Below are 13102 nucleotides of genomic sequence, written 5' to 3' on the forward strand. Positions count from 1 at the left end.
ACTAAAACAAGGTTTTGTGCCGCGTATTGGATTATTTACCGATACAGAATGAAGAGAAGATGCGCCCGAGTAGGTCGTCAGAGCTGAACTCCCCGGTTATCTCATTCAGATGCTGCTGAGTGATGCGTAGCTCTTCGGCAAGGATTTCACCTGCCATATAGCCTTCAAGCTGCTTTTGGCCGATTTGCAGATGTTGAGCTGCACGTTCTAGTGCATCCAAGTGACGACGGCGCGCCATAAAGCCACCCTCAGTATTACCTGAGAAACCCATGCACTCTTTTAGGTGGTTACGCAGCGCATCGACACCCGCCCCGGTTTTTGCTGAAAGGCGAATCAGAGTAGGATCGTTCACATGACAGATCCCCATATCTTCACCTGTTTGATCCGCTTTGTTGCGGATCACCGTCATGCCAATGCTTTCTGGCAGGCGATCGACAAAATCGGGCCAAATTTCTTTTGGATCGGTGGCATCGGTCGTTGTGCCATCCACCATAAACAATACGCGGTCGGCTTGCGCGATTTCATCCCAAGCGCGTTCGATACCGATTTTTTCGACTTCATCAGAAGCGTCACGCAAGCCAGCAGTATCGATGATGTGCAAAGGCATACCGTCAATATGGATGTGCTCACGCAGCACGTCACGCGTGGTACCTGCGATGTCTGTTACGATTGCGGACTCTTTGCCCGACAGCGCGTTCAGTAGGCTTGATTTACCTGCATTGGGACGACCAGCAATTACGACTTTCATGCCTTCGCGCATGATCGCGCCTTGGTTCGCTTCTTTGCGTACCGCATCGAGGTTATCGATGATAGCTTGCAGATCTCCTGCAACTTTACCATCGGCAAGAAAATCGATTTCTTCTTCAGGGAAGTCGATGGCCGCTTCCACATAGATGCGAAGATGAATCAGTGATTCCACCAGCGTTTGAATACGCTGCGAGAACTGGCCTTGTAGCGATTGTAGCGCCGATTTCGCTGCTTCTTCAGAGCTAGCATCAATCAGGTCGGCAATCGCTTCTGCCTGAGTCAAGTCCATCTTGTCGTTCAAGAACGCACGTTCCGAGAACTCACCAGGACGGGCTGCTCGTACGCCAGCTATGCCCAGAATACGTTTAATCAGCATATCCATGACCACAGGGCCACCGTGACCTTGCAGTTCTAATACGTCTTCGCCCGTGAACGAATGTGGGTTAGGGAAGTACAGGGCAATGCCTTGGTCTAGCACGGTGCCATCTTCCGCTTGAAATGGCAGATACTCTGCGTAGCGAGGCTTTAGCGTCTTACCTGTGACTTCTAGCGCCACTTGATTGGCCTTAGGGCCAGAAACACGAATAATGCCGACACCACCACGACCGGGTGCGGTAGCTTGAGCGACAATCGTATCTGTAGTCATAATCTTGCCTTTTGAGCTGGGCTCGGTGGAGCCATCACTATTAATTAGCTGAATTGTAATCAGCCAAAAACAAAAAGGCGACCTTTTGGCCGCCTTTCTTATTCTTTTGTTAAAGGTTACTTAGTGTGTAAGCCTTTTTTCTCCAGCGCTTTGTAAATCAAGGTTTGCTGGATCAGAGTAACGATGTTCGACACCAACCAGTACAGAACTAGGCCTGATGGGAAGAACAAGAAGAAGAAGGTAAACATAACCGGCATGAAGGTCATGATCTTCTGCTGCATTGGATCCGTTACGGTTGTTGGGCTCATCTTCTGGATTAGGAACATTGAAGCACCCATCAGTAGTGGCAGGATGTAGTAAGGGTCCTGCGCTGAAAGGTCATGAATCCAACCGAAGAATGGAGAGTGACGAAGCTCAACCGATTCCATTAGCGCCCAGTATAGTGCGATGAAGATAGGCATCTGTAGAACAAGAGGAAGACAGCCACCCAGTGGGTTTACTTTCTCTTTCTTGTACAGTTCCATCATCTCTTGGCTCATGCGTTGACGGTCGTCGCCAATACGCTCACGCATAGCTTGCAGCTTAGGCTGTAGCATGCGCATTTTCGCCATAGACGTGTATTGCGCTTTCGTTAGTGGGTACATTGCACCACGAACGATGAAGGTCAAACAGATGATTGCCACACCCCAGTTACCCACGAAGCTTTGGATGAAAGCAAGCAGTGAGTGAAGTGGTTTAGCGATGAACCATAGCCAGCCGTAGTCCACAACTAGGTCTAGGTTTGGTGCCACTGCTGCCATTTCTTGTTGTAGCTTAGGACCAACCCAAAGTGTTGCTTCAAACTTAGCTTGGTCACCCGTCGCGATCGTTTTGTTCGGCATACGTACGCCGATATCACCTAGGTTGCCAATTACGCGAGTGTAAAGGTTAGTACCTGGTTCGTTACGAGGGATCCAAGCAGCTGCGAAGTAGTGTTGGATCATTGCTGCCCAACCTTGGCCATCTGCTAGGTTGATAGACAGGTTGCGATCCTGCATATCTTCAAAGCTGTATTTTTTGTAACGAGTATCTTCAGTTGAGTAAGCACCGCCACGGTAGGTTGGCATTGTGATGCTACCACCAGCGTCCATTAGATTTTGACGTAGGTGTGCGTACATACCGAAGGTTGCGTTGTTACCAGAGTTGTTCGCTACATCGTATTCAACGTTCAGCGCGTAGCTGCCGCGTTTTAATACGTAAGTTTTTGTGTATTCGATGCCGTTTGCAGTAAATGTCATCGGAACGCGTAGTTCGTCTTGACCGTCAGCTAGAGTGAAGCTGTCTGCGCTCACATTGTAGTGAGGACGGTTAGAGCTGCTTAGATCGATACCTTGAGGACCAACAAGACCGCTTTGTGCGATGAATTGATGACCTTGTGTGTCTTTTAGCAGAACGAATGGGTCTGATGAATCAAGTTCAGCAGAGTATTGGTTTAGGTCGGCATGTACCACATCGCCACCAACGGTGTCGATCGACAGAGTTAAAACATCAGTCGTTACTGTGATAGTTTTTGCAGAAGCTTGCTGTTGACCAGGAACTGGGTCCAGCTCATCAGCAAAAGATGGTGCAGGTAGAGTGCTGCTTGATTGAGCCTGTTCAACCGCTTGAGGTGCTGGATTCTTTGCGACTTGCCATTGTTGAAATAGCAAGAAAGAAACCAGTGCCAGAGCGATGAGCAGGATATTACGTTGAGAATCCATCGTTAGTTATCTCTGTCTTGTTTTTGGACTGGTGGAACGGGGTCATACCCCCCTTCATTCAAAGGGTGGCATTTTAATAGACGTTTGCCTGATAACCAACATCCTTTTACAAAACCGTGAGCTCTCAAAGCTTCTAGCGCGTAAGTGGAACAAGTTGGTGTGAACCGGCAACGAGGACCAATCAGAGGGCTGATAAACCAGCGATAAAGATAAACGAGCCCAATGGCTATCCACGTGAAGGGCGAGACAGGCGTTGCCATAGCTTATCAAACAACTTAAAAATTTCCTCATTGCTTAAATCTTGCGCGCTTTTCTTCGCGATCACAACAAAATCTTTGTTTGGAAGTTGATGTTGAGAGTTACGAAAGCTTTCACGAGCCAAACGCTTAAAGCGGTTACGACCGACAGCAGTTTTGATTTGCTTTTTCGGAACAGCTAAACCTAATCGTGGATGAGAAAGTTTGTTATTACGAGCAATGATGGTGAAATGAGGCGAGCCAGCTCGGTGAGCTTGCTGGAAGACGTTTTGATAATGCTCGGGAGTTAACAAGCGTAACTCCCGATTAAACGCGTACGTGTTCAAAATAAACTAGCGATTATTTTGATAGGCGCGCACGGCCTTTTGCACGACGTGCGTTGATAACTTTACGACCGTTCTTAGTTGCCATGCGAGCACGGAAGCCGTGAGTACGCTTGCGCTTTAGAACTGTAGGTTGAAAAGTGCGTTTCATGATAATTACCTTTACTGATCAGTAGTTTTAGGTTCTTGTTAAACCCGGCGTGGGCATCTGTTTTCTTTATAAAGAAGCTCTTTATATAGAGAAGAACAACCGACGCCTCTCAACAAAGAGGCGGAATTGTAATCACACTCACATAATGTGTCAATGACTCAATGAGTACGAAATTCCGGCCGGGCGATTATACGTAGTGTGAGTAAAATCTCAAGGATCAATCGATCCTGTTGCTTGATCGTTACTCTATTCCTACTTGGTTAAGGAATTTTTTCAAACGAGGATCTTGTGGATTATCGAAAATATCCTGTGGAGAACCTTGTTCGACGATGTTGCCTTCCGCCATAAAGATCACCCGATCGGCGACTTCTTTAGCAAATTGCATCTCGTGTGTTACCACCAGCATGGTTTGATGCTGATTGGCTAACTTCTTCATTAATGAGAGAACTTCACCGACCCATTCCGGATCCAGTGCGGAAGTTGGCTCATCAAAAAGTAACAGTTCTGGCTGTAACGCCATAGCGCGGCCGATGCCGACACGCTGCTGCTGGCCACCAGATAGAGCTGCCGGGTAGCTGTCACCTTTCTCGCCAAGGCCAATATCATCCAGAATCTGCTGTGCACGAGTCAGAGCTTCCTGTTTCTTCCAGCCACGCACGGTAATCAAACCTTCGGCAATATTCTGGCGAGCCGTCATGTGCGCAAAAAGGGCATAGTTTTGGAAAACAAACCCAGTACGGCGACGCAGCGCCAAGACTTCGGCTTTGGTGTGCTTTTGTGTATCGACAGAGATGTCGTCGATAGTGATACGACCTTCGTCGGCCTGCTCAAGGAAGTTAACGGTGCGCAACAGGGTCGACTTACCCGTACCGCTAGAGCCGATAATCACGATGATCTCACCCTGTTTGATATCGAGATCAATGCCTTTCAGGACTTCAGTATCGCCAAAGCGCTTGTGGATATTTTCTAATTTGATCATCGTACGTACGCCTTATTCAGTTTCGCTTCAGCCCAAATTTGTACTCGAGTCAGAATCACCACCACGCCCCAGTAAATCAGAGCAACGGCTAGGAATGCTTCAAAGAAACGAAAGCTTGAAGAGGCTTCCATTTGCGCTTTAGCCATGATTTCTGCCACGCCAAGCGTAAAGGCTAGGGAAGTCGACTTAATCATATCAATGAAGTAGTTCATCAATGAGGGCAGTGCTACTCGTGTTGCTTGTGGCAGAATCACGCGACGCATCGCTTGTGGCGTTGTCATGCCGACCGATAGGCTCGCTTCCATTTGGCTACGATCAATACCGATGATTGCAGCACGAATACTCTCGGCCATATAAGCGGCAAAGTGCAACGTTAAACCAATTACTGCGGCAGAAAATGCATCGATACCCACCATCACAGGGAAGATTTGTGGCAAGCCGTAATAAAGCAGGAAAAGTTGTACTAACAGTGGGGTACCACGGAAGAAGCTGATGTACAGTTGACTCAATTGGTCGAGAACTGGCAGCTTAAATACGCGAATGTTCGCCAAAATGACGGCTAAAATCAGTGAAAAGACCAAGCCCCATGTGGCCATTTCCATGGTTGTGCCAAGATATTTGAGCAATATCGGCAGCAGTTCCAACATGTAATTAAAATCAAATCCCATTACGGCTTACCTAAAGGCTAGAGAAAAGAAAAGGTGGAAAACAATGTTCCACCTTCACATGAGTTTATTTTAGGTCGAGAGTTGCGATTGTTCGCATTCTCGAAAGCAAAGTAGCATTACTTCGTGATGTCAGCACCAAACCACTTCACTGAAATCTTTTCTACTGTACCATCTGCACGCATCTCTGCTAGTGCTTTATTCACTTCCGCTTGTAGCTTCTGACCTTTTTCATTGTTGACGAAAGGCCATGCGTTTTGAATGGTTTCAAACGGTTCACCAGCCAGTTCTAGTGGCAGACCTGTTTTCTTGATCAGTTCTAGCGCGGACAAACGATCCATCACGAAAGCGTCTGCACGGCCAAGCGCAACATCATGCTCGATACCAGTGTCGTAAGTTTTGATGTTGATTTTGCCATCTTTGTCGTATTGGCGTAGTAGCTGCTCAAAGTTAGAACCTAGATTAACCGCAACGGTTTTGCCTGCTAGATCGTCTACACCTTTGATGCTGTCGTTGCCTTTACGTACCGTGATTTGCGCGCCGTCGATCACATAAGGGTCTGCAAACAGGTATTTCGCTTTGCGCTCATCTGTCATGGTGATTTGGTTTGAGATTGTATCGATGCGGCCAGTTTCTAAAAGACCAAATAAACCTGAGAAGTTCGACGTCACGTATTCGATCTTGTAGTCGTTACGCTTACCGATCTCATCCCACATATCCACCTCAAAGCCTTGTAGCTTGTCTTGCTTCACGAAAGTGAATGGGAAGTAACGGCCAGACATGCCCACCTTGACTTCAGTTGCGGCAGTGTCGACTGCCGCTTGAACTGTCGCGGCAGATAGTGCGATGGCTGCAACGGCAACCTTAACCCAGTTTTTCATAATACATCTCCATATTTTTATAGTTAGAAATACTACTGTTAGTTAGCTCAATTAAATAAATAACCAAGAGCAATAACCTAGACCAGAGAGTAATAAGTTCTCATTTGGTTTAGATAATAGACAATTTGGCAAGGAGGCGATGGAAAAACGATCGAATTAAAGCGAAAGGATCGAAAAAAGAGGCGCTGGAAAGAAAATAATACACAGAGTTATCACCAATCTGTCGATCTCGCTAAATTTGCCCAAATGTGGATCAATGTGTGGGCAAATTTGGGGCAAGGTGTGTTGATCTCACCAAGTTTGGCGAAATAATTGTGAATAACTTAGATCTTATTCACTTGATCGTCGATCAATTGCTGGCGATCTTGGTTATCAACAGGTAAAATTGCCAGTCTTTTCCGATAATTCAATTACTCAGTGGGGGCACCGTGTCATCTTCGCTTTGGCTGCAATGTTTGCAGCAGCTTCAAGAAGAGCTACCAGCTACAGAATTCAGTATGTGGGTTCGTCCGTTACAAGCGGAGCTCAATGACAATACTCTCACTCTATTCGCGCCAAACCGCTTTGTGTTGGATTGGGTGCGTGATAAGTATCTGAACAGCATTACTCGTTTACTGCAGGAATACTGTGGTAACGACATCCCGAATTTACGCTTTGAAGTGGGCAGTCGCCCAGTTTCTGCGCCTAAGCCAGCACCGACACGTACGCCGGCGGATGTGGCTGCGGAATCTTCAGCGCCTGCGCAGTTGCAAGCACGTAAACCTGTGCACAAAACATGGGATGACGACCCTCAAGCGATTGCAGCGATCAATCACCGCTCAAACATGAACCCAAAACATAAGTTCGACAACTTCGTAGAAGGTAAATCGAACCAACTGGGTTTGGCTGCGGCGCGTCAGGTATCGGATAACCCAGGAGCTGCCTACAACCCACTGTTCCTTTACGGTGGTACTGGTCTAGGTAAAACTCACTTGCTTCACGCTGTGGGTAACGCGATTGTGGATAACAACCCGAACGCGAAAGTGGTGTACATGCACTCTGAGCGTTTCGTGCAAGACATGGTAAAAGCACTGCAAAACAATGCGATTGAAGAATTCAAGCGCTACTACCGCAGTGTGGATGCACTCCTTATCGATGACATCCAATTCTTTGCCAACAAAGAGCGCTCACAAGAAGAATTCTTCCATACCTTCAACGCATTGTTGGAAGGTAACCAACAGATCATCCTAACTTCTGACCGTTATCCAAAAGAGATCAGCGGGGTAGAGGATCGTCTGAAATCGCGCTTTGGTTGGGGTCTAACGGTTGCGATCGAGCCGCCTGAACTAGAGACGCGTGTGGCGATTTTGATGAAGAAAGCTGAAGACCATCAAATTCATTTGGCTGACGAAGTCGCGTTCTTTATTGCAAAACGTCTGCGTTCCAACGTTCGTGAGTTGGAAGGCGCGTTGAACCGAGTCATTGCCAACGCGAACTTTACTGGCCGCCCAATCACCATCGACTTCGTTCGCGAAGCGCTGCGCGATCTGCTGGCGCTGCAAGAGAAGTTGGTGACCATTGACAACATTCAAAAGACGGTTGCTGAGTACTACAAAATCAAAGTGGCGGATCTGCTGTCTAAACGTCGTTCTCGCTCCGTTGCACGTCCTCGTCAATTGGCGATGGCACTGGCTAAAGAGCTAACTAACCACAGCTTGCCAGAAATCGGTGATGCGTTTGGTGGCCGAGACCATACGACCGTTTTGCATGCATGTCGCAAGATTGAGCAGCTGCGTGAAGAGAGCCACGATATTAAGGAAGATTACTCGAACTTGATTCGCACCCTGTCTTCTTAATCGGTTAGAATAACGGTATTCTAAGCAAATCAATTTTTGAGCTGACAGCGTAAAGAGCCAAGCATGAAATTTACTATTGAACGTAGTCATTTAATCAAACCGCTACAACAGGTTTCGGGCGCTTTGGGTGGCCGACCAACCCTGCCTATTTTGGGCAACCTACTGATTAAAGTAGAAGAGAACGTGCTATCAATGACCGCGACTGACTTAGAAGTGGAATTGGTGAGCAAAGTGACTCTAGAAGGGGATTTCGAAGCGGGTAGCATTACCGTTCCTTCGCGTAAGTTTCTCGATATTTGCCGTGGCTTGCCAGACGATGCGATCATCACTTTCGTGTTAGAAGGCGATCGCGTGCAAGTTCGTTCTGGTCGCAGCCGTTTCTCACTGGCAACGCTACCAGCGAATGATTTCCCGAACATTGAAGATTGGCAAAGTGAAGTTGAAGTATCACTGAGCCAAGCGGACCTGCGTACGCTTATCGACAAAACTCAGTTCTCGATGGCAAACCAAGACGTACGTTACTACCTCAACGGTATGCTGTTTGAAATCGATGGCACGACACTGCGTAGTGTGGCGACCGACGGTCACCGTATGGCAGTATCGCAAACTCAACTAGGTGCTGACTTCGCCCAAAAGCAAATCATCGTGCCACGCAAAGGTGTGCAGGAATTGGTTAAGCTGATGGATGCGCCAGAGCAACCTGTCGTTTTGCAAATTGGCAGCTCAAACGTGCGTGCAGAAGTGAACAACTTTATCTTCACGTCTAAACTGGTTGATGGCCGTTTCCCTGACTATCGCCGCGTATTACCGCAACATACCAACAAAACACTGATCGCAAGTTGTGATGAATTGCGCCAAGCGTTCTCGCGTGCTGCGATTCTTTCTAACGAAAAGTTCCGTGGTGTGCGTGTTAACTTAGCGGGCAGCGAAATGCGCATTACGGCAAACAACCCAGAGCAGGAAGAAGCCGAAGAGATGCTGGATGTGACCTTTGAAGGTGACCCAATCGAAATCGGCTTCAACGTTAGCTACGTGTTGGATGTGCTGAACACGCTACGTTGCGAGAAGGTACAAGTGTCGATGTCGGATGCCAATGCCAGTGCATTGATTGAAAATGCCGACGATGACAGTGCCATGTACGTGGTGATGCCAATTCGTCTATAAGCCAACTGAATGCCTCTTTCTCGTCTCATCATTCAGCAGTTTCGCAACATTAAAGCCTGTGATATTCAGTTATCAGCAGGCTTTAACTTTCTTATTGGACCGAACGGTAGTGGCAAAACCAGTGTCCTAGAAGCGATTTATTTACTCGGGCATGGTCGCTCATTCAAAAGCTCTCTCACTGGTCGTGTGATTCAAAATGAGTGTGATGAACTGTTTGTTCATGGTCGTTTTTTGAACTCGGATCAATTTGAGCTACCTATCGGCATTAATAAGCAGCGCGATGGCTCGACAGAGGTTAAAATAGGCGGTCAATCTGGGCAAAAATTGGCGCAATTGGCGCAAGTGTTACCGCTGCAGTTGATACATCCAGAAGGGTTTGATTTACTGACGGATGGTCCAAAACATCGCCGTGCATTCATCGATTGGGGCGTGTTTCATACCGAGCCAGCATTTTATGATGCATGGGGTCGTTTTAAGCGTCTCAACAAACAGAGAAACGCGTTGTTGAAGACCGCGAGTAGCTATCGTGAGCTCAGTTATTGGGATCAAGAGATGGCGCGTTTGGCGGAAAACATCAGCCAGTGGCGGTCACTGTACATTGAACAGATGAAAACCGTCGCAGAAACGATCTGTCAGACATTTTTGCCAGAATTTGAGATCCAATTGAAGTATTATCGTGGTTGGGATAAAGACACTCCATACCAAGAAATACTAGAAAAGAATTTCGAGCGTGATCAGTCTTTGGGGTACACCTTTAGTGGCCCAAACAAAGCTGATTTGCGCATTAAAGTGAATGGAACGCCCGTTGAGGATGTTCTGTCACGCGGTCAGTTAAAGCTGATGGTGTGTGCGTTGCGTGTGGCGCAAGGGCAACATCTTACAGCGATGACCGATAAACAATGCATTTACCTAATTGACGACTTTGCGTCGGAATTAGATAGCCAACGTCGCAAGCGTCTTGCAGATTGCTTGAAAGAGACAGGCGCACAAGTATTTGTAAGCTCTATCACTGAAAACCAAATCGCCGACATGCTCGACGATAATGGCAAATTGTTTCATGTGGAACATGGCAGGATAGAGTCAAACTAGAAGAGAGAAACTCATGTCTGAAAATTACGATTCATCGAGTATTAAGGTACTGAAGGGTCTGGATGCGGTACGTAAGCGTCCAGGTATGTACATCGGGGACACGGACGACGGCACCGGCCTTCACCACATGGTTTTCGAGGTGGTGGATAACTCAATTGATGAAGCGTTGGCAGGTCACTGTAAAGACATCGTTGTGACAATTCATGAGGACAACTCGGTTTCCGTTAGCGATGATGGTCGTGGCATTCCAACAGAAATGCACCCAGAAGAAAAAGTATCAGCAGCAGAAGTTATCATGACCGTACTGCACGCTGGTGGTAAGTTCGATGATAACTCGTACAAAGTATCAGGCGGTCTTCACGGCGTGGGTGTTTCGGTAGTAAACGCACTGTCAGAAAAAGTGGTACTAACCATCCATCGTGGCGGTCATATCCACACGCAAACTTACCGTCATGGTGAGCCTGAAGCGCCTCTAGCGGTTGTGGGTGATACGGATAAAACCGGTACACAAATTCGTTTCTGGCCAAGTGCAGAAACTTTCTCTAACACTGAATTCCATTACGACATCCTAGCAAAACGTCTGCGTGAGCTATCGTTCTTGAACTCAGGCGTTTCTATCAAGCTTATTGATGAGCGCGAAGCGGACAAGCAAGACCACTTCATGTATGAAGGTGGTATTCAAGCGTTCGTTCAGCACTTAAACACCAACAAAACACCAATCATCGAGAAAATCTTCCACTTCGACTTAGAACGTGAAGACGGCATCTCGGTAGAAGTGGCAATGCAGTGGAACGATGGTTTCCAAGAGAACATCTTCTGTTTCACCAACAACATTCCACAGCGCGATGGTGGTACTCACCTTGCTGGTTTCCGTGCGGCACTAACACGTACGCTAAACAGCTTTATGGATAAAGAAGGCTTCTCGAAGAAAGCGAAAACAGCAACGTCAGGCGACGATGCGCGTGAAGGTTTGACAGCCGTTGTTTCGGTAAAAGTGCCTGATCCAAAATTCTCGAGCCAAACTAAAGATAAACTGGTTTCTTCTGAAGTAAAATCAGCGGTTGAATCGGCGATGGGTGAGAAGCTATCTGAGTTCTTGGTCGAAAACCCAAGCGAAGCGAAGATGGTTTGTTCGAAAATCATCGATGCAGCACGTGCACGTGAAGCCGCACGTAAAGCGCGTGAAATGACTCGTCGTAAAGGTGCGCTAGACTTAGCAGGCCTACCAGGCAAACTTGCAGACTGTCAGGAAAAAGATCCGGCACTCTCTGAACTATACATTGTGGAGGGTGACTCTGCGGGTGGTTCAGCTAAGCAGGGTCGTAACCGTAAGAATCAGGCAATCCTACCGCTGAAAGGTAAGATCCTGAACGTAGAAAAAGCACGTTTCGACAAGATGTTGTCTTCGCAAGAAGTTGCAACGCTTATTACAGCACTTGGCTGTGGTATCGGTCGTGACGAGTACAACCCGGACAAACTGCGTTACCACAACATCATCATCATGACCGATGCTGACGTCGATGGTTCGCACATCCGTACGCTACTGTTGACTTTCTTCTACCGTCAAATGCCAGAGCTTATCGAGCGTGGTTACGTGTATATCGCTCAGCCACCACTATACAAAGTGAAGAAGGGTAAACAAGAGCAGTACATCAAAGATGAAGAAGCGATGAACCAGTACCAAGTATCATTGGCATTGGACAACGCATCACTGCACGTAAACGCAGAAGCTCCAGCTCTAGCTGGCGAAGCGCTAGAAAAACTGGTTCAACAATACAATGCAGGTATCAAGCTTGCTGATCGTATGAGCCGTCGTTACCCTCGCGCCTTAGTGCATGAGCTTATCTACACATCTCGTCTAACGGCTGAGCAGTGTCATGATGCAGCAGCAGTAGAAGCTTGGACAAAACAACTTGTTGAGCAACTAAACGCGAAAGAAGTGGGTGCAAGCCAATACAGCTACGAAGTGGAGCTGCACGCAGAGCTTGGTTTGAGCCTGCCGAAGATCATCGTTCGTACACACGGTGTGACTCACGAGCACGCGCTAAGTGTTGATTTCCTAAACTCAAAAGAATACGGCAAGCTGGCAGACCTTTCTGAAGTCCTAGACGGTCTTCTAGAAGAGGGCGCGTACATCAAACGTGGTGAACGTACTCTGCCAGTATCAAGCTTTGCTGAAGCACTTGAGTGGTTGGTTAAAGAATCGATGCGTGGTCTAAGCCGTCAGCGTTACAAAGGTCTAGGTGAGATGAACCCAGATCAGCTTTGGGAAACCACAATGGACCCAGAGACGCGTCGCATGATGCAAGTAACGATTGAAGATGCGGTAGGCGCAGACCAATTGTTCACAACGCTAATGGGTGACCAAGTTGAACCTCGTCGTCACTTCATCGAAGAGAACGCACTGAAGGTTGCAAACCTAGACGTGTAGCGACAAGCATTTTTAGATAGAAAAAAGCAGCGAGCCATCGCTGCTTTTTTGTTTCTTGGTGGTATGAAAATCACCACTTTATGCCAAGACTTTGGCTTTTCTGCTACTAACTACCAGAGGCTTGAGTAGCGGCACCATTTTGTTTCTCTTTTCTGTTTTTCTTGCCATTTTGTTCGCTTGAGTGCTTTTGCTTTC

General features: G+C 47.3%; 12 protein-coding genes. 4 read left to right on the top strand and 8 right to left on the bottom strand.

Annotated elements, in window-relative coordinates:
• Window positions 1-31 precede the first annotated feature (31 nt).
• The 8 genes from mnmE to NL646_RS21615 form a co-directional block, all read right to left on the bottom strand.
• Window positions 32-1393, bottom strand: a complete 1362-nt coding sequence (gene mnmE, locus NL646_RS21580; protein WP_253664675.1) for a tRNA uridine-5-carboxymethylaminomethyl(34) synthesis GTPase MnmE — start codon at window positions 1391-1393, stop codon at window positions 32-34.
• A 116-nt stretch (window positions 1394-1509) separates the two neighbouring features.
• Window positions 1510-3132, bottom strand: a complete 1623-nt coding sequence (yidC, locus tag NL646_RS21585; protein WP_005497514.1) for a membrane protein insertase YidC — start codon at window positions 3130-3132, stop codon at window positions 1510-1512.
• 2 nt (window positions 3133-3134) lie between these two features.
• On the bottom strand, window positions 3135-3392 hold the full coding sequence (gene yidD, locus NL646_RS21590) for a membrane protein insertion efficiency factor YidD (RefSeq protein ID WP_005378822.1): 258 nt from the start codon (window positions 3390-3392) through the stop codon (window positions 3135-3137).
• Window positions 3359-3682, bottom strand: a complete 324-nt coding sequence (gene rnpA, locus NL646_RS21595) for a ribonuclease P protein component (protein ID WP_015296021.1) — start codon at window positions 3680-3682, stop codon at window positions 3359-3361. Before rnpA ends, yidD begins: the two co-directional genes overlap by 34 nt.
• A 46-nt stretch (window positions 3683-3728) precedes the next feature.
• Window positions 3729-3863, bottom strand: a complete 135-nt coding sequence (gene rpmH / locus NL646_RS21600; RefSeq protein WP_005378825.1) for a 50S ribosomal protein L34 — start codon at window positions 3861-3863, stop codon at window positions 3729-3731.
• Window positions 3864-4104: 241 nt separating this feature from the next.
• Window positions 4105-4842: an amino acid ABC transporter ATP-binding protein gene (locus tag NL646_RS21605; RefSeq protein ID WP_005481188.1), complete on the bottom strand. Its 738-nt coding sequence runs from the start codon at window positions 4840-4842 to the stop codon at window positions 4105-4107.
• Window positions 4839-5510 (bottom strand): amino acid ABC transporter permease, encoded by a 672-nt coding sequence (locus tag NL646_RS21610; protein WP_005497519.1) that lies wholly within the window; start codon window positions 5508-5510, stop codon window positions 4839-4841. The genes NL646_RS21605 and NL646_RS21610 overlap by 4 nt, the downstream gene beginning before the upstream one ends.
• Window positions 5511-5626: 116 nt before the next feature.
• Complete coding sequence (locus tag NL646_RS21615; protein ID WP_020904417.1) at window positions 5627-6388, bottom strand: amino acid ABC transporter substrate-binding protein; 762 nt, start codon at window positions 6386-6388, stop codon at window positions 5627-5629.
• A gap of 428 nt (window positions 6389-6816) precedes the next feature.
• Here NL646_RS21615 and dnaA point away from each other — a divergent pair, with 428 nt between their 5' ends.
• The 4 genes from dnaA (at window position 6817) to gyrB (ending at window position 12907) form a co-directional block, all read left to right on the top strand.
• A complete protein-coding gene (gene dnaA, locus NL646_RS21620; RefSeq protein ID WP_005488867.1) occupies window positions 6817-8223 on the top strand; it encodes a chromosomal replication initiator protein DnaA in 1407 nt (468 codons plus the stop codon).
• A 63-nt stretch (window positions 8224-8286) separates the two neighbouring features.
• A complete protein-coding gene (dnaN, locus tag NL646_RS21625; protein WP_005486165.1) occupies window positions 8287-9387 on the top strand; it encodes a DNA polymerase III subunit beta in 1101 nt (366 codons plus the stop codon).
• 9 nt (window positions 9388-9396) lie between these two features.
• Entirely contained in the window at window positions 9397-10476 is a 1080-nt protein-coding gene (gene recF, locus NL646_RS21630) for a DNA replication/repair protein RecF (protein WP_253664676.1), read from the top strand.
• 13 nt (window positions 10477-10489) lie between these two features.
• Complete coding sequence (gyrB, locus tag NL646_RS21635; RefSeq protein ID WP_005458663.1) at window positions 10490-12907, top strand: DNA topoisomerase (ATP-hydrolyzing) subunit B; 2418 nt, start codon at window positions 10490-10492, stop codon at window positions 12905-12907.
• Window positions 12908-13102 lie beyond the last annotated feature (195 nt).

Origin of the sequence: Vibrio sp. Y20_XG_PY13 (genome assembly GCF_024181925.1) — a bacterium.
Classification (GTDB): Bacteria; Pseudomonadota; Gammaproteobacteria; order Enterobacterales; family Vibrionaceae; genus Vibrio; species Vibrio parahaemolyticus.

What these genes read in the sequence shown, in the direction of transcription:
- mnmE (WP_253664675.1), bottom strand. Translation starts at nt 1,393, where the DNA reads ATGACTACAGATACGATTGTCGCTCAAGCTACCGCACCCGGTCGTGGT.
- yidC (WP_005497514.1), bottom strand. Translation starts at nt 3,132, where the DNA reads ATGGATTCTCAACGTAATATCCTGCTCATCGCTCTGGCACTGGTTTCT.
- yidD (WP_005378822.1), bottom strand. Translation starts at nt 3,392, where the DNA reads ATGGCAACGCCTGTCTCGCCCTTCACGTGGATAGCCATTGGGCTCGTT.
- rpmH (WP_005378825.1), bottom strand. Translation starts at nt 3,863, where the DNA reads ATGAAACGCACTTTTCAACCTACAGTTCTAAAGCGCAAGCGTACTCAC.
- NL646_RS21605 (WP_005481188.1), bottom strand. Translation starts at nt 4,842, where the DNA reads ATGATCAAATTAGAAAATATCCACAAGCGCTTTGGCGATACTGAAGTC.
- NL646_RS21610 (WP_005497519.1), bottom strand. Translation starts at nt 5,510, where the DNA reads ATGGGATTTGATTTTAATTACATGTTGGAACTGCTGCCGATATTGCTC.
- NL646_RS21615 (WP_020904417.1), bottom strand. Translation starts at nt 6,388, where the DNA reads ATGAAAAACTGGGTTAAGGTTGCCGTTGCAGCCATCGCACTATCTGCC.
- dnaN (WP_005486165.1), top strand. Translation starts at nt 8,287, where the DNA reads ATGAAATTTACTATTGAACGTAGTCATTTAATCAAACCGCTACAACAG.
- recF (WP_253664676.1), top strand. Translation starts at nt 9,397, where the DNA reads ATGCCTCTTTCTCGTCTCATCATTCAGCAGTTTCGCAACATTAAAGCC.
- gyrB (WP_005458663.1), top strand. Translation starts at nt 10,490, where the DNA reads ATGTCTGAAAATTACGATTCATCGAGTATTAAGGTACTGAAGGGTCTG.